This is a genomic window from uncultured Faecalibaculum sp. (assembly GCF_910588395.1).
Taxonomy (GTDB): Bacteria; Bacillota_I; Bacilli_A; order Erysipelotrichales; family Erysipelotrichaceae; genus Faecalibaculum.
In genome coordinates, this window is the sequence record NZ_CAJUPA010000016.1 from 1 (window position 1) to 16239 (window position 16239).

Sequence of the window (16239 nt, forward strand, 5' to 3'; positions counted from 1 at the left end):
ATCGACAAATCAAAATTTCCCGCCACCCCATCCCCCCTGATGCCCTGTCAGGGCGCAGCACCATCGGCACGGGACCTTTCAAAGATGTGACATTTACCGTCCGCACTGGCTGTTCAGGATTCGTTCGGTTGTCATGACCGGGTGTATCGGCTATGGTTAAGGAAAGGGGGGCAAGAATCATGAAACGAATTCTGACCACGGTGACAGCTGCCGTCTGCGCGCTGTCGCTGATGCCGACCTGTGTTTTCGCGAAGGAAAAGACAGAGGACAAAAAGAAAGACACGACCCTGGCGGTCACATACATATATCCGGACGGAAGTGAGAAAACAGCGGGAGAACTGACCTTTGACCCGGTTCAGAAGGACAATGCAGAGAAAGGCATGATGTATCTGTCGCTGGAGGATCTGCAGACGTTTGTGATGAAGAACCGGCCGGAGACAGGCTTTGAAGCGGATCTGTCCCGGGTATGGTTTGACGGTGACCGGAAGGACGGAGCGGATCTGACGCTGGAAGACACGGATCTGGCACTGGATACAGATCACCTGTATCTGGCGGCGGACAAGGATGACGGCAGCTACGATGTGGTGTTCTATCAGGATCCGGGACAGGTGTTCTCTCAGGAAACGGTCAAGGCCGGAGAGGAAGTGGCGTTCCCGGAGAAGGACCCGGGAAAGGACGGCTTTGTCTTTGATGGCTGGGGTCTGAAAAAAGGAACAAAGGCGGAACAGAATCTGTATCTGTATCCTGTCTGGAAGCAGAAAACAGCCGAACCGCAGGGTGAGGGTGTCCGGAATGTGACGCTGACCTTTGATCCGGACAACGGGCAGGCACCGCAGGTGCTGACGGTCAAAGCCGGCAAGCCGGTGGATGTGGCTTCGATAGCCGAACCGGCGAAGAAGGGCTATGTCTTCAAGGGATGGGATCCGGTCATTCCGGAAACAGCCGATGCTTCGCAGCAGTTCCGGGCGCTGTATGATCCGGAGCCATTGCCGGAGTATACAGTGACCTGGACCTGCGACGGGCAGACGCTGCGCACGGATACCGTCCAGGAAGGTCAGCCCACGCCCCAGGCACCGGATGTGAATGTGCCGGAAGGCTATGTCTTTGCGGGCTGGAGTCCGGAGATTGAAACAACGGTGAGCCAGGACGCAGTGTATGAAGCGAAACTGGACAAGCTGCCGGAGAAGGAAGAAGCCATGGATATGGTGACGATTTCCTTTGCGGGCGGTGACGAGAATCCGGCGCCGGTGACGGTGGCAAAGGGATCCGCCATTGATCCGGCTGCGCTGCCCAAGGCAGTGAAAACCGGGTATACCTTCCGGGGCTGGGAAAATGTTCCGGCAACGGCGACAGAAGATCTGGTGCTGCAGGCGTCTTTCGAGAAGGACACCTACAAAATCGTGTACCGCAGTCAGGATGACGTGGTGCAGGAATTCACGGCAGGATATGGAGACAGGACGCCGCAGCCTGCAGACCCGGTGCGGGAAGGATATGAATTCCTCGGCTGGAATCCGCAGGTGGCTGCCACGGTCACAGGTCCTGCCGAGTATCAGGCGGACTGGAAGGCGCTGCCGGTGCAGGATGTCCGGATCCGGATCCAGTATCTGGAGCAGGGAACAGACAGGGAACTTCACTATGCCAATGTGGTGGAAGTGCCCGCAGGAAACGCCTATGATGTCACCCGGTTCGACAAACTCCAGATTCAGGGCTATACCTATGTGAAAACAGAGGGTGCTCTGACGGGGAAAGCGGACAAGGATGCGGTGATCACGGTCTGGTATTCCAAAACCCGCAAAACGTCGCAGACAGCAGGAGGAACGGATACCTCAACGAATACGGATACCGGTCTCTTCATCGGTCTGGCTGCTGCAGCGGCTGTGATCCTGGTGATCCTGTTTGTCCTGAAAGGACGGAAGAAGTAAGCCGTTTTCCGGAATCCCGGAGCGGAATTCCGACATACAGAAAGGAAGCGTCACCGCTTCCTTTTTCCGGCAATGCGGCCGGAATGCAGTGGAATGCGTGCGACCATTTAGGAAGGAACTGGAATGCATACCATCGATACTTCGCGTTTTGTCAACAACACATTGTCTGTGCGGGCTCTGGTGCCGCTGGAAGAAGACACCATTACAGGCTGGAATGTTCTGGTGTGGATGATGCGCTCGGCCACGGAGCGCTGGCCGGACCGGCAGTCGTTTTCGGAAGCCCTGGGCAGAGCCTACGCCATGCATGTGCGGGCAGGTCTGACCGGTTACGGTTCCCGGGCTGGCGTGGAAGTGGTGTTTGAGTGGATCCGCCCGGCGCTGATTGAAGAACCGGATTATCCCGGGCAGGTGCTGGAAATCATGGAACAGGTGCTGTTTCATCCGGATCTGAGCCGCCAGCGGTTTGAGGAGGCCTGCTGGATGATCCGGTCCAGACTGCTGCGGCAGCAGGAGGATCCGGATACAGCCGCTGTGCTGGCGGCTCTGGCAGCAGCGGGGGCGGACACGCCGCTGGCTGTTTCGATTTCCGGTACCCTGGAAGGACTGGACAGGGTGACGCTGGAAGAGGTCAGAGACCTGTGGCAGACATGGCGGTCCATGCCCAAGGGCATCTATGCGGTGGGGCAGCTGAGTCCGGCGGTCCTGGACTTTGTCCGGAGTCTGCCCCAGGCGGAACTGAGCGGCTTTTCTCATCAGCCGCTGGCGGCACCGGCAAAGCCGTACAGGGTGGTGAGCGGACGGGACATCATGCAGACGTCACTGGTGCAGGGCTACACCACGGGGATCACGCTGGCGGATCCGGAATCTGCTGCGCTGCTGGTGCTCAGCAGCATTCTGGGCAGCGGGCAGAAAAGCCTGCTGTTTGAGGAGATCCGGGAGCGGCACAGCTGGTGCTATGCCATTTCCTGTTCCCTGATCCGGTTTGACGGCCTGCTGCTGATCACAGCCGGGACCAGACGGCGGTATCTGGAGGAACTGCAGGCAGCGATTGCCGCCCAGATCCGGCGGATCCGGGAAGATGACTATCCCCAGAGTCTGTTTGATGCGGCGATCCTGGATCTGACAGATGGCATCTGTGCCCGGCAGGATTTTCCATCCTCGCAGATTGAAACCGCCTTTCAGCAGGATCTGCTCTCGATGCACCGCACACAGCAGGAGCAGCTGCAGCGGCTGCAGGCAGTGACCCGGGAGCAGGTTCGGGCTGTGGCTGACAGGCTGACACTGGCAGTGACGTCCATTGTCCAGGAGGAATCAGAGCATGAAGAGGATTGAGAAGCGGCTGTCCAACGGTGCCCGGGTGGTGCTGATTCAGAAACCGGGGTTTTCCCGGTCGCTGTTTCTGGCGGGGTTTGAAACCGGCGGACTGTACCTGCAGGGGACCCTGGAAGGGAAACGGTTTCAGGCTCCTTCCGGGGCGGCGCATTTTCTGGAGCACCAGATGTTCCGCCTGAATGGACGGGATGTAACGGATGACATGGCTGCCATGCAGGCCAGCACCAATGCCTATACCGCCTTTGAAGAAACCGCCTATTACTTTTCCACCACCGCCGATCCCCTGCCGCCGCTGAGGCTGCTGCTGGATTTTGTGCAGACGCTGGATGTGGATGAAGCCAGTGTGGAGAAGGAAAAGGGCATCATACTGTCGGAATATGACATGTACGATCAGAACCCGGAATCGAGACTGCTGCAGGAAACCATGAACAGTCTCTATCATGTGTATCCGCTGAATACGGACATCCTGGGAACGCCCGGGGATATTCAGGGGATGACGGTGGAGGACCTGACGAAGTTTTACAGCACCTGGTACGATCCCTCCCGGATGGTCATCATCGGGATCACGCCCCGGCCGCTGGAGCCGGTGCTGGCCTTCATCGAGGCTCATGAACAGAAGTATCCGTCCAGACTGGCGGCGCAGCCTTCGGTATGGTTTGACCCGGAGCCTGCAGCCCCGGCCCGTTCTGCGCACTCTCTGGTCATGGAAGTCAGCCGCCCGTACCTGTGCATCGGGTTCAAGTTCCGTCCGGAAGGAGATGTGCGCCAGAATCTGAAAAAGGATCTGGCGGTCAATTTCTGGATCGACGGGATGTTTTCGTCCCTGAATCCGGCGTTTCAGGACTGGGTGGATGCCCGGATCCTGACACAGGTCTATGGTGCGGAGGGGGAATTCTCGCAGCATGATGCCTATATGCTGTTTTATGCCCAGACGGACAAGACAGAGGCGTTCCGGGATCTGGTCATGGATCTGGTCCTGACTAAACCGCAGCTGTCTGAAACGACCTTCGAGATCCTGAAACGGCAGAATCTGGCCCGGTCTCTGCGGCTGTCGGATTCGTTTCAGGGCCTGGCCCAGAAGGAACTGGAAGCGGCGTTTGACGGGGTAAGTCTGGAAGAACAGACGGAGATGGCCCGGCGCATTACCCTGGAAGATGTCCGGGATGCGGTGAATTCCCTGAATTTTGAAAATTGCACTTTGACCACCATACTGCCCCGTGAACGCGGCGTTATGGAGTGAAGTTCACCTGAAAACAGCCCAGCATGGAGCCCGGAATGAGATTCCGGGCTTTTTGTGTGTCCGGATGACTCCGGGTAAAGTAGCCAGTGTCAAAGAAAGGAGGAACTGAATTGCTGAATGTATTCTGCCTTGCCGGCCGTCTGCAGGACGATCCGGTGATCCGGGAAACCCCCGGGGGCATCCGCATGGCGGAGATCACGCTGGATGTGGAACGGCCTTTTGCCAACTCGCAGGGGCTCTATGAGAAAGACAGAATCACGCTGGAAATCTGGAGAGGACTGGCGGATACGATTGGCAGTGTGTGCAGAAAAGGCAGCTGGGTGACTGCCAAAGGACGCATTGCCAGCCGTCCCTACGAGAAGGACGGAAAGGTGTGGAACAACTACAACTTTGTTGCGGAACGAGTGGATGTTCTGAGCTAGGATTTGCGGCTGCCTTGCCCGCTTTGAATGGAAGAAGCAGACGGAGATCTGCTTTTTCTTTCCGGCCGGCCGCTGACGACGATACAGGAAAACAGAAAGAGAATGACAACATGAAACGACATATCACACGCAGATTCCTGCGTCTTGTGACTGCCGCACTGCTGGTGCTGGCCGGCGGTTTCAGCACACTGCCGCTGCAGGGAAAGGAAGCCGGACCTGTGCAGCTGCAGCTGGACATCACCGGTCCGGGTCAGGTGGATCACGGACTGGAAGGAGATGGTCCCTGGATGCTGGAGGCGGGGACTGACATCTGTCTGGCGGCCCGCCCGGACCAGGGTGCCCGGTTTGCAGGCTACCGCAGAAACGGACAGCATTTGAAGGACAGCCGGGAAACGCTGCGGTTTGTGCTGCAGGAAGACACAGCCATTCAGGCGGTGTTTGAAGAACTGCCGGCTTCGGATACCGGACAGGAAGCGCCGGAAGCAGGCGAAAAACAGGAACCACCGGCAGATCAGACAGACCGGACAGATTCGGGATCTGATGACAACCGGGAAGAATCCGGCAGCCGCACGGAAGAGGAGGACCAGGACAGCCGCCAGCCGGCAGCGGGGCTGAACCGTCCCATGGACCGGCCCTATGAGCTCACGGAAGAAGAATCCGCACTGATTGACCAGTACCGTCAGGGCAGACTGGAAGCCGGCCTGGACTACCGGAAAGAGCTGACGGAACGCTATGGACTGCAGGAGTGGGTGGATGACCAGTGGTTCCTGCTCCCGGCATACTTTGAAACCTTCGGGCTGCATGGTGCTGTGCGGGGCGGGATGCAGGTGCTGAACCGGAATTATGATGGCCGCCGGCTGCAAAGCCGGACAAAAGCCGCGGGTACGGTAACAGCCTTTGATGTGCACACCTGGCACTATGCCGGCGGATTCATGGAAGGCGGCCTGTGGACCATGGATGTCCCGGGATTTGGCCAGCGCCAGGGATACTGTGCCAATGGGATATATGCACCGCCAGGTCCTGGAACACCGCTGAAAGACCCGGTGCTGCACACAGGCTCCATGCTGCGCAAGGCACTGTATTACGGCTACGGCGGTCCGGAAAACCGGCTCGGCAGCCGGGGCTGGAACACAGCCCAGCAGATCATTGTCACCAACGATCTGGTCTCCATGGCCAATGTGGGGACCTCCATCGGATCAACAATCGGCGGCGGGTGGATCTGGCAAAGCTACAGCGGAAAAGTCTGGGAGGAGATGAAATCCTGGCCGGAACCTCCTGCGACATTTTTCTGCTATGTGGCGGATACGGAAGGATCCGGCGAGAACTTTCAGGGACTTCAGAAGCCGTATCAGCCGCTGGCGTTCTATGTGAACAATCCGGCAGGCACCCTGCGGCTGGAAAAAAGCGGCAGTCTGCCGGAACTGACACAGGACAACCAGGCTTACAGTCTGGCCGGTGCCGAATACACTGTGTACGACACAGCGGGCAGGAAAGCCGGTGTGCTTGTCACCGACAGAACCGGACGGTCCGGTGAAATCCGGCTGCCCTTTGGCACCTACACCTGCCGGGAGACCAAAGCTCCGGCAGGCTATCAGACCGATCCGGCCATTCATACCGTGACGATCGACCGGAAAGGCAGTTCCCTGGCCACGCTGCTGCAGGTGTCGGATATACCGGCGTATACCCGGGCCAGTCTGCTGCTGCTCAAGCGGGGTGACAGCAGCCAGCCGCTGGCAGATGCCGAGTTTGAGTTCACATTCCACAAAAACGGGGAAGACGCACCGGCCAGACGGTGGATCCTGAAATCCGACAGCCAGGGCAGGGTCATGCTGGATGACGGGCACAAAGTCCAGGGAGATCCGTTCTATCCGGACGAGAAAGGGCAGCCCTGCTTTCCCAGAGGCGAAGTGCGTTTCCGGGAAGTGAAAGCCCCGGCTGGCTACGTGCTGGACGGGACCCTGCACAAAGTGGATACCACGCAGCTGACGGTGTGGAATACCCGGGAAGTGGAAAACCGGCTGCTGACCCACAGCATGACGCTGATCAAGAAAAGCTCCGCAGGACCGGAACTGGAGGGGGCTGTGTTCGGGCTGTTTGAGGACGAAGCCTGCACGAGCCAGCTGTTTGAAGGAACCACCGGTTCCGACGGGACGCTGGAACTGCCGGTTCTTCAGAATGGACGCACGTACTGGCTGAAGGAACTGCAGGCGCCAGCGGGCTACAGAGCCGATCCGGCTGCCGTGAAACTTTCCATGCAGGCAGATATGCAGGCCCAAACCGGGTCTGTCACCGTGAATGACCGAACGTATCAGGCCCCCTGGCAGGATGATCAGATCCAGGTCCGGCTGGAAGACGGCCGGCTGCAGGCATCTCTGGTGCGGATCAACCAGGTGCAGAGCGCACTGCCGGAAACCGGCTCTTCCCTTACGGTAAAAATGATCGCAGCCGCCGGCGGGTTTCTGATCCTGGCCTGGCTGCTGACAGGAAACAGAAAGGACAATTCATGATGAAAACCCCCACCATGCTGATGGCCGCCATGCTGGCGGTTTCTCCGCTGCTTCCCATGGCAGCCTGTGCCCCGGCCTATGCCCGGCAGCACACCATGGCACTGCCCGCTGCCAGGGTGAGCGCCGGTGACGGACCGGCCTCCATCACCCTGCAGCCTTCTTCCCCTTCACAGCCGCTGCAGGGACGAACATTCGTGCTATACCGGCTGTTTGAAGCAGAGCCTTCCGCCGGGCAGGAATCGGTGATTTACCGGTTCGATCCCAGGACGGAAGCAGCGGTGAAGCAGGCGGTTGCCGACAGACTGCATGTCCCGGTGCAGGATGTCACAGAACAGCAGGCGGTGGACTATGTGGCTTCACTGCAGGACAGTCAGGCGGCTCTGCGCGGTTTCCAGAACGATGTCCGCCGGCTGCTGCAGCCTGCCCAGGGGACCAGCTGGACAGTGATGGAAACAGATGCGGAAGGCAGCTTTGTGATTTCGGGCCTGGACCATGGCTGGTACATGGTGGATGAAGAAGGCCAGGCACTGGAAGGGTCACATGGGGCAGCTTCCCTGCTGATGGTCGGCACCGCTGCACCGGATGCCCTGATCCGGGTCAAATCCGATTATCCCGGACTGATCAAGCAGATTCAGGAAGATGACGGAGATGCAGGCTGGAACGACCTGGGAGATTTCCAGTACGGTCAGCGGATTCCGTACCGGTTTGAAACCCGGGTGCCGGAGATCTCCGGCTATGACACCTATCTGCTGCGGTTCCATGACCGGCTGGACGCGGCAATTGACTTCGATCCGGCTTCCGTCGCTGTGCGGATGGAAAAAGACGGAACAGAATACATCCTGGCCAGCGGTGAATACGAGGTGTCCCGGGGAGACGGACAGGAAACCTTCGCGGTGACGATTCCGGACATCAAAGCCATTGCCCTGCGGGAATTTGGCGGATTCGGGCAGACGGTCGAACTCCGGTATGACGGAGTCTTCAATGAAAAGATTCTGGACCGGCAGGAAGAGGGAAAACAGGGATTCGAAAACACCGTGCGGCTGGAGTTTTCCAATGATCCGGATTCCTCCCAGACCGGATTCACCCCCTGGGACACCGTGGTGTGCTACACCTACCGGCTCAATGGCATCAAACACAACGAACAGGACGTGAAACTGGCGGATGCCGGCTTCCGGCTGTATACCGATCCGGACTGCACAAAAGAGCTGGGATTCTCGAAAACCGGTGATGTATATCTCCCGTCAGATCAGGCTGAGGAAATTGTCACCGATACACAGGGAAGCTTCAGACTGGATGGACTGGACCAGGGAACCTACTGGCTGAAGGAAACCCGGGCACCGGCCGGGTACCACAAGCTGAAAGACCCGGTTGAAATCACCATTTCTCCGGAATTTGTGTCCGACCGTCATGCCTATGTTCCCGGCGGACAGGGACTCACGGCGCTGAAAGTCACCGGTGACGGCAGGGATCTGGAGGCTGACAGCACGCTGACCTGGGCAAATCTGCGGATTCTGAACCGCACCGGCTCGGTGCTGCCTTCCACCGGATCGGCCATGACAATTGTGCTTCTGGTATCTGCCGCCGGGCTGATGGCAGCAGGAATCCGCCTTGGCCGCCGCCGTGGATGAAAGGCCGGCTCTCCCGGATCTGTCTGACGCTGGGCTTTCTTCTTGCCCTGTATCCGGCTGTCTCCGGTCTGATGCAGTCTATCAGGCAGGCGGAGACGGTCTCCACGTTTCAGACAGAAACCGGAGACCTGCCAGCTGATCAGGTGGACAGACTGCTGGAGGAAGCCAGAGCCTGGAATGCAGCCAGAAAGTACGGAGAGCCGCTGGAGAAATCCTATGACCAGGTGCTGGATCTGACCGGTACAGGCATCATGGCCACGCTCTCGATTCCCGCGATCAGCGTGAACCTGCCGGTGTATCACGGAACCGCAGAAGATGTGCTGTCTGCGGCTGCCGGTCACGTGGAATTCAGCGATCTGCCGGTGGGAGAACCGGGGAATCATGCCGTGATCAGCGGCCACCGGGGGCTGCCCTCTGCCAGGCTGTTCACCCGGCTGGATGAACTGAAGCAGGGAGACAGATTCTACCTGGATGCAGGAAGAGAATCCATGGCTTACGAAGTGACGGACATTCAGGTGATAGAACCGTATGAAACGGAAAAACTGGAACCGGTGGCCGCTCAGGATCTTGTGTCCCTGGTCACCTGCACACCTTATGGAATCAATACGCACAGGCTGGTGGTCACGGGCAGACGGACCTCTGTTTCACCGGCAGAGGCTGCGGTTCCTGCAGCATCCCTGCCCTCTGCGCGGGAACTGCTGATTCTGATGTCCCCTGCGGGATTTGTTCTGGCAGCGGCATATCTTTGCAAACGGAAGGAGAAATGATGAAACTGAAAAAATGGCTGCCGGTGCTGCTGGCAGGACTGCTGCTGTGGCCGGCTGCCCGGCTGAAGGCGCAGGAAAGCGAACCTGGCGGGACTCTGACGCTGGAGCTGACGGAAGACGGGGACAGGGATGGAGTCCGCTTCTCGCTGGAGCAGGTGGCCAGCCTCCGGGATGGCCGCTATGAGCTGCTGGAACCGTATGAGAAGACCGGTATTGACATCAACAGCCTCGGGACAGCAGCGGATCTGGAACAGGCTGCGGCCACGCTGGCGGACGAGGTCAGCCCGGATCAGAGTGACATTCAGCTGCGTACAGATTCTCAGGGGATTGCCCGGACCGCCCTGGATATGGGAGTGTGGCTGGTGCGGCAGACAGATGGAGCCGGTTACGGCTGGATCGCACCGTTTCTGTGCGCCATTCCCTCCTGGGATCTGGCAGCCGGAGACATGACCTGGGACACGGTGGTTCAGCCCAAGCGGACACCCTTTCCCAGGCTGGTGGTGGAGAAAGTGGATGAAAGCGGCCGCCCGGTGACCGGGCAGGATTTCCGGTTTGTGCTGGAAAGGGACGGACAGAGTCTGGAACTGCCTGCTGATCCGGCAACCGGGACAGTGTCCGTGGACCTGCGCTGGGGCAGCGGCAGAATCCGGGAAGACCAGGCGCCGGCGGGCTTTGTGAAGAGCAGCCGTGTCATCCAGGTGAATGTGGCGGACGGGATCACGGTGGACGGTGAACCTGTGCAGGCGGAAAACGGAGTGATCCGGATCCGGTACGAAAACCGGCGTCAGCCGGCTGCTGCCGGACGGACTCCCACGGCCATGATGAGCGGACAGGGAATCTGGATGGCAGGCCTGGGTGCTGCTGCCGCACTGGGAGTTGTGTTTGTGCTGCTGCGAAAACAGCAGTGCAGATAAAAACGGCGGCTGTCTGATCTGCTGAAGCCGCCGGAAATGCATGCGAATGAACCAGATCTCAAAAGAATGACTGTCTGAAAACAATGGCCTCTGCCTGCGGGCTTGTGCTGTGCCTTGATCAGTGAGCCCGTAGGCATATATCAATCGCTCCCTTTCTCTGTATACAGACAGCGAAACTGTGTCTCATTCTTTCAAGCCGGATTGTCAGCCTTGTCGGACCGCCGGCTTTTTTCGTTCATGGGGATCCGGATTTCGGATCCCCATGAACGAAAAAAAGAGACCGGAGTCTCTTTTTCTGCGCTTATCTGTTGTAGTACTCTACGACCAGCAGCTCGTTGATGGGCTGACTCTGGAACAGTTCGCTGCGCTCCGGGTACCGTACATAGGTGCCCTTCTTGTTGTCCTTGTCGACTTCCACGAAATCCACCAGAGAAACTGCAGCTTCCTGCGCTTCGGCAATGGCTTTCATGTTTTTGGACCGCTCGCGGATTTCAATGACATCCCCGGGCTTGCACTGGTAGGACGGAATGTCCACCTTTTTGCCGTTGACCAGCACGTGACCGTGGCTGACCAGCTGGCGGGAACCCCGGCGGGTGTTGGCAAATCCCATGCGGTAAACCAGGTTGTCCAGACGGCTCTCCAGCATAACCAGCAGGTTTTCACCGGCAGCACCGGTCTTCCGGCTTGCTTTCTGATATGTGTTGAAGAACTGCTTCTCCGTCAGCTGATATGTGTGACGGATACGCTGTTTTTCCTGCAGCTGCAGACCGTAGTTGGTCATCTTGGGGCGACGGTTGCGGCCGTGCTGACCAGGTGCATAGTTGCGGCGGGCCAGTTCTTCGCCTGTGCCCAGAATGGAGAATCCCAGACGACGGGACTTCTTCCAGGTAGATCCTGTGTTTCTTGACATGATAGTCCTCCTGTATTTCATAAAACGAGTACAGGCGGCAAATCTCCGGCGGAGGTGTTGCAGATGATGCTTTCTTCAGTCAGCTATCTGTTACTCACATCGCCTGTGCCTGCAACGCGCGGCCGCCGGCTCTGCCTGCTGCTTCGATTCATGCCTATCTATACTATCAAATCAGGCCGGCCAGTTCAACAGGGTGCAGTTTTCTGTCAGGGACAACTGTGCCGCTGTCGAAACAAAAACATTCGCATGGCCCCCTTTGGCTGATATACTGTTATCTGAATCGGTCCGCCAGGCATAACGGGCACAGAAGGTGCCCGGCCGGCAGCCGGTACAAAGTTGAACACAACATGCGGCGGGTTCCCTGGGGAAAACGCAGCCACAGAAGGAGGGATACTTATATGGAACAGGTGATGACGTTCATCCGCAGTCATCTGTCAACCACGATGCTGATTTACATCGGAATTGCACTGCTGCTTCTGATACTGATCTGGATCGTGATGCGCATGAGCCGCAGACGGAAGGCTGCCAGACGTCTGGAGTCCCTGGAGATCGAAGTCAACGAAATCCGAAACAACCCGCTGGCCTATAAATACAACAAAGCCAGCGCCTTTGCCCGGGTCAATGACGACATCATGGACCGGGTCAAGGAACTGAAAGCGAAATACGATGTCTGCCAGTCCAACATCACCCAGTGTGATGAGTTGTTCACCCGTGCGGATGACTATCTGTCAGCCCACAAAACCCGGAAATCCATGGCGGTTATGGATGAACTGGAAACCATGCTGGACGAAACCCGCACACGGATCCGGATCGTGAACCAGTCCCTGGACCACATTCTGGCCCGGGAGACAGAGGTACGGGAAAAATCCAACGCTCTGAAGGAACGTTTCCGGAATGTGAAGGCAGTCTACCAGGACAACCGCTCCAGCTTCTACAATGCCAGTGAAGTGGTGGACCGGGAAATCGAAGACATTGAAAACGAGTTCTCCAACTTCGAGGAATGGATGTTTGCCTCGGAATTCAACAAGGCCAAGGAAGAAGTGGAAAAGATTTCCCGCCGTGTGGACGGGATTTCCGGCATGATTGCCCGCTATCCGGGTCTGTATGAAAAGGCCAAGTCCATCATTCCCCAGGCTGTGGATGAAGTCTCCGGACACATTGCGGTGCTGGAAAACGGCGGCATTGACATCGCCTACCTCAATGCGCCTGCCCGTCTGGAATCCATCAGCCTGGCGCTGGAAAATGCGGTGGACCTGCTGGATGAAGGCCAGGCGCAGGCTGGGGGCCAGGCTCTGGACGTCATTGCGGATGACATTCTGAAGCTGCAGGAAGATGTGCTGTCGGAGAAGAAAGCCTATGATGAAATTTCCAGCGGACTGTCTTCCATCTTCCGTCAGGTGGATGAAATCGAAGGCGAACTGCAGGACATCATGACGCTCTACGCCTCCATCAAGGACCGCTTCGGTCTGGAGGACTGGACCCACCGGTTCCATCTGGCTTCCGGCCAGCTCCAGGAACTCAAGCAGCAGCGGGCGCTCATCGCGCAGCAGCTGTCTGATGAGGATTACCCCAGAAGCGATGTGGTGCACACCTACCGGGGCTTTGCCCAGGATGTCTCCACCTTCGGCACGCAGGTGCGGGACATGAAGAAAATGCTGGTGGGTGCGTCCAGTGATGAAAACCGGGCCCGCAAGCAGCTGATCAAGCTTCAGCTGATTCTCAACGAAGTACGGCTGAACACAGTCAGCAGGCAGCTTCCCTCCATCTCGGATCAGTTCTCTGCTGACATCCGGGAAGGCGAGCGGCTGATTTCCCGTGTCCGTGGGGTGCTGGATCACTCTCCGCTGGATGTTCAGACGCTGAATGCGGATCTGCAGGATGCCATTGATTTTGTCTACCGGCTGTACAACAACGCCAACAATCTGGTGGGTGTGGCCGTGATGGTGGAAAACGCCATTGTATTCGGCAACCGGTTCCGGAGCACCTATCCGTCCATGGACAGCGAACTGACCCGTGCGGAGGTGTGCTTCCAGAACGGCGAATATACCCGGGCGCTGAAAATTGCCATTCAGGCAATTGAGAACATGCACCCCGGCATTTACGAGAAGCTGATCGCCCGGAAAGATCCCGCGGTGATGAACACTGCCGGATGATTTATTTCGACAATGCCTCGACAACCTCTGTTCACCCAGAGGTTGCTCGTGTATATGGGCATCTGGTGACTGATCTGTACGGAAATCCCGACAGTCTGCACGCCGCAGGCCGCCGGGCCGGACGGCTGCTGGAAGAATCCCGCGGGCGCATCGCCGCGCTGATCGGGGCGCAGCCATCCGAAATCCTGTTCACCTCCGGCGGCAGTGAATCCAATTCTCTGGCCATTGCCGGCTATGCGCTGGCCAATGCCCGCCGGGGCAGACACATCATCACAACCAATGTGGAGCATTCCTCCGCAGCACATGCTGCCGACTGGCTGGAAACCATGGGCTATGATGTGCAGCGGCTGCCGGTGAATGAAGAGGGCATCGTCACAGCGGACCAGGTCTGGGCTGCCATGCGTCCGGATACGCTGCTGGTGTCGGTGATGCACGTGAACAATGAAACAGGCGCGGTGAATCCTCTCCGGGACATTGCGGCGGTGGTGCACGAACATCCCACGGCTGTGTTCCATGCGGATCTGGTGCAGTCTTTCGGCAAGGAGGACATTCCCTGGTCCAGCCTGGATATGGCCAGCGTTTCTGCCCACAAGCTGCATGGGCTGAAAGGCAGCGGGTTTCTCTTCAAACGCGAAAAACTGAAGCTGCAGCCGCTGCTTTTCGGTGGACAGCAGGAGCAGGGAATGCGCGGTGGAACGGAAAACGCGCCGGCGGACATTGCCCTGGCCAAAACTGTGCGTCTGGCTCTGGAGAATCAGAAAGCGGACCGGGAGCGCATCCGGCAGCTCAACACCTGGCTGCGGCAGGCCCTTGGCGCCATTCCCGGCGCGAAAATACAGAGCCCTGCTGATGCCAGTCCCTTTATTCTCAATGTAAGCTTTGCGCAGATCACCAGCGAAGTGCTGATGAATGCCCTGGACGCCAGAGGTATCTGTGTATCTGCAAAAAGCACCTGTGAATCCCGCTCTTCCAGCGAAAGCGAAGTGCTCAAAGCCATGGGCCGGCCAAAATCGGAAACCACCCATGCCATCCGGCTTTCGTTTTCCGGAAACAGCACCATGGAAGAAGGGGAGACTTTTGTGAAAGAAACCAAGGAGATCCTGAATCATTATGGACTGCCGCTATGACCACATTCTGATCCGCTATGGTGAACTGTCTCTGAAGGGCAAGAACCGCGGAAATTTCATCAAGACGCTGTATGAAGACGTGCGCAACGCCCTTGCAGCGTTTCCGGCTCTGTCGTTCCGGAAGGAACACGACCGGATGTACATCTATCTGAACGGGGAAGAAGCAGAGGCGGTCTGCGCTGTGGTTTCCCGGGTATTCGGAATTTCCAGCCTGTCCCTGGCCATCAAAGTGCGGCCGGACATGGAGGAAATCAGACAGGCGGTTCTGGCCAGCATTGATGCAGAACATCCCGGCACGTTCAAAATCGCAGCCCGCCGCAGCGACAAGCTGTTTCCTGTGATCAGCGACCAGATCAACCGGATCTGTGCCGGAGAAATTCTCCGGAATACTGACTGGAAGGTGGATGTGAAACATCCGGATGTGAAAATCATCGTGGAAGTTCACAGGGACGCTGCCTACATCATGACGAAGCGGATTCCGGGAGCCGGCGGTCTGCCGGTGGGTGCTTCCGGCCGGGCCATGGTGCTTCTGTCCGGTGGCATTGACTCCCCTGTGGCCAGCTGGATGGTCATGAAGCGGGGAATCCGGATCGAAGCCGTGCATTTCGCTGCGCCCCCCTATACTTCCCAGGCTGCCCGGGACAAAGTCATGAAACTGGCCAGTCTGCTGGCTCCCTGGCAGGGAGAGATCCTGCTGCATGTGGTGCCGTTTACCGAGCTGCAGCTGGCCATCTATCAGCATTGCGATGAATCCTATGCCATCACCATCATGCGGCGCATGATGCTCCGGATTGCGGCGGGACTGGCACAGAAACGTCACTGTCAGGCCATTGCCACCGGAGAAAGCGTGGGGCAGGTGGCCAGTCAGACACTGGAGTCCATGGTCTGCATCAACGAGGTGACCACCACACCGGTGCTGCGCCCCTGTGCCTGCATGGACAAGCTGGAAATCATCCGCATTGCCGAACAGATCGGGACCTATGACACATCCATTCTTCCTTTTGAAGACTGCTGCACGATTTTCACACCGAAAGCGCCGGTCACAAAGCCCAGACTGGACAAATGCGAACGGTTTGAAAGCCGCTGGGACTGGCAGACGCAGGTAACCGCCTGCATTGAGCAGGCGGAGAAAGTCCGGATCCGGCCTGGTTACACACCGGATGCGGTTCCGGCTGCACCGGCTGCCTGCATTCTGGAAGCAGCTGCGTCCGAGGCTCAGCTGGCAGAGGCAAACCGCCGGGCCTGTGAACCGCAGCAGACGGAGGCCGAAATCACAGAAGCAGATCTGTTCTGAGAAACAGGGTTCAGACTGCGCAT

Annotated in this window: 13 protein-coding genes; 11 read left to right on the top strand and 2 right to left on the bottom strand. The window is 58.1% G+C overall.

Features of this window, described 5'->3' with window-relative positions; genetic code table 11:
- On the bottom strand, positions 1-181 hold a 181-nt coding region (locus tag QZ305_RS05665; RefSeq protein ID WP_294730735.1), incomplete at its 3' end, for a hypothetical protein.
- On the opposite strand from QZ305_RS05665, the gene QZ305_RS05670 reads away from it, so the two are divergent.
- The 8 genes from QZ305_RS05670 (at position 180) to QZ305_RS05705 (ending at position 10732) form a co-directional block, all read left to right on the top strand.
- Positions 180-1922, top strand: a complete 1743-nt coding sequence (locus QZ305_RS05670; RefSeq protein WP_294730737.1) for an InlB B-repeat-containing protein — start codon at positions 180-182, stop codon at positions 1920-1922. The genes QZ305_RS05665 and QZ305_RS05670 overlap by 2 nt on opposite strands.
- A gap of 123 nt (positions 1923-2045) precedes the next feature.
- Complete coding sequence (locus QZ305_RS05675; RefSeq protein WP_294730738.1) at positions 2046-3254, top strand: pitrilysin family protein; 1209 nt, start codon at positions 2046-2048, stop codon at positions 3252-3254.
- Positions 3241-4494, top strand: a complete 1254-nt coding sequence (locus QZ305_RS05680; protein ID WP_294730739.1) for a pitrilysin family protein — start codon at positions 3241-3243, stop codon at positions 4492-4494. The genes QZ305_RS05675 and QZ305_RS05680 overlap by 14 nt, the downstream gene beginning before the upstream one ends.
- Before the next feature lie 110 nt (positions 4495-4604).
- On the top strand, positions 4605-4916 hold the full coding sequence (locus QZ305_RS05685; RefSeq protein WP_294730740.1) for a single-stranded DNA-binding protein: 312 nt from the start codon (positions 4605-4607) through the stop codon (positions 4914-4916).
- Positions 4917-5026: 110 nt separating this feature from the next.
- A complete protein-coding gene (locus tag QZ305_RS05690; RefSeq protein WP_294730741.1) occupies positions 5027-7423 on the top strand; it encodes a collagen binding domain-containing protein in 2397 nt (798 codons plus the stop codon).
- Positions 7420-9051, top strand: coding sequence for a SpaA isopeptide-forming pilin-related protein (locus QZ305_RS05695; protein WP_294730742.1), 1632 nt, complete (start codon positions 7420-7422; stop codon positions 9049-9051). Before QZ305_RS05690 ends, QZ305_RS05695 begins: the two co-directional genes overlap by 4 nt.
- Positions 9048-9818, top strand: coding sequence for a class C sortase (locus QZ305_RS05700; protein WP_294730744.1), 771 nt, complete (start codon positions 9048-9050; stop codon positions 9816-9818). Before QZ305_RS05695 ends, QZ305_RS05700 begins: the two co-directional genes overlap by 4 nt.
- Complete coding sequence (locus QZ305_RS05705; protein WP_294730745.1) at positions 9815-10732, top strand: collagen binding domain-containing protein; 918 nt, start codon at positions 9815-9817, stop codon at positions 10730-10732. The genes QZ305_RS05700 and QZ305_RS05705 overlap by 4 nt, the downstream gene beginning before the upstream one ends.
- A 301-nt stretch (positions 10733-11033) precedes the next feature.
- On the opposite strand, the gene rpsD is transcribed toward QZ305_RS05705, so the two are convergent.
- The gene (rpsD, locus tag QZ305_RS05710) at positions 11034-11642 is read right to left on the bottom strand and encodes a 30S ribosomal protein S4 (RefSeq protein ID WP_294730746.1); all 609 of its coding nucleotides are present in this window, start codon (positions 11640-11642) and stop codon (positions 11034-11036) included.
- A 398-nt stretch (positions 11643-12040) separates the two neighbouring features.
- On the opposite strand from rpsD, the gene QZ305_RS05715 reads away from it, so the two are divergent.
- From QZ305_RS05715 to thiI, 3 genes are read left to right on the top strand one after another with little or no spacing between them, the layout of a single operon-like run.
- Positions 12041-13795 carry a septation ring formation regulator EzrA gene (locus QZ305_RS05715; protein ID WP_294730748.1) on the top strand — a complete coding sequence of 585 codons (1755 nt, stop codon included), beginning with the start codon at positions 12041-12043 and terminating at the stop codon, positions 13793-13795.
- The gene (locus QZ305_RS05720) at positions 13792-14922 is read left to right on the top strand and encodes a cysteine desulfurase family protein (RefSeq protein WP_294730749.1); all 1131 of its coding nucleotides are present in this window, start codon (positions 13792-13794) and stop codon (positions 14920-14922) included. The genes QZ305_RS05715 and QZ305_RS05720 overlap by 4 nt, the downstream gene beginning before the upstream one ends.
- Entirely contained in the window at positions 14906-16216 is a 1311-nt protein-coding gene (gene thiI, locus QZ305_RS05725; RefSeq protein ID WP_294730750.1) for a tRNA uracil 4-sulfurtransferase ThiI, read from the top strand. The genes QZ305_RS05720 and thiI overlap by 17 nt, the downstream gene beginning before the upstream one ends.
- Positions 16217-16239 lie beyond the last annotated feature (23 nt).

Coding starts and splice junctions, on each gene's coding strand:
- QZ305_RS05670 (WP_294730737.1), top strand. CDS start 180: ATGAAACGAATTCTGACCACGGTGACAGCTGCCGTCTGCGCGCTGTCG.
- QZ305_RS05675 (WP_294730738.1), top strand. CDS start 2,046: ATGCATACCATCGATACTTCGCGTTTTGTCAACAACACATTGTCTGTG.
- QZ305_RS05680 (WP_294730739.1), top strand. CDS start 3,241: ATGAAGAGGATTGAGAAGCGGCTGTCCAACGGTGCCCGGGTGGTGCTG.
- QZ305_RS05690 (WP_294730741.1), top strand. CDS start 5,027: ATGAAACGACATATCACACGCAGATTCCTGCGTCTTGTGACTGCCGCA.
- QZ305_RS05695 (WP_294730742.1), top strand. CDS start 7,420: ATGATGAAAACCCCCACCATGCTGATGGCCGCCATGCTGGCGGTTTCT.
- QZ305_RS05700 (WP_294730744.1), top strand. CDS start 9,048: ATGAAAGGCCGGCTCTCCCGGATCTGTCTGACGCTGGGCTTTCTTCTT.
- QZ305_RS05705 (WP_294730745.1), top strand. CDS start 9,815: ATGATGAAACTGAAAAAATGGCTGCCGGTGCTGCTGGCAGGACTGCTG.
- rpsD (WP_294730746.1), bottom strand. CDS start 11,642: ATGTCAAGAAACACAGGATCTACCTGGAAGAAGTCCCGTCGTCTGGGA.
- QZ305_RS05715 (WP_294730748.1), top strand. CDS start 12,041: ATGGAACAGGTGATGACGTTCATCCGCAGTCATCTGTCAACCACGATG.
- QZ305_RS05720 (WP_294730749.1), top strand. CDS start 13,792: ATGATTTATTTCGACAATGCCTCGACAACCTCTGTTCACCCAGAGGTT.
- thiI (WP_294730750.1), top strand. CDS start 14,906: ATGGACTGCCGCTATGACCACATTCTGATCCGCTATGGTGAACTGTCT.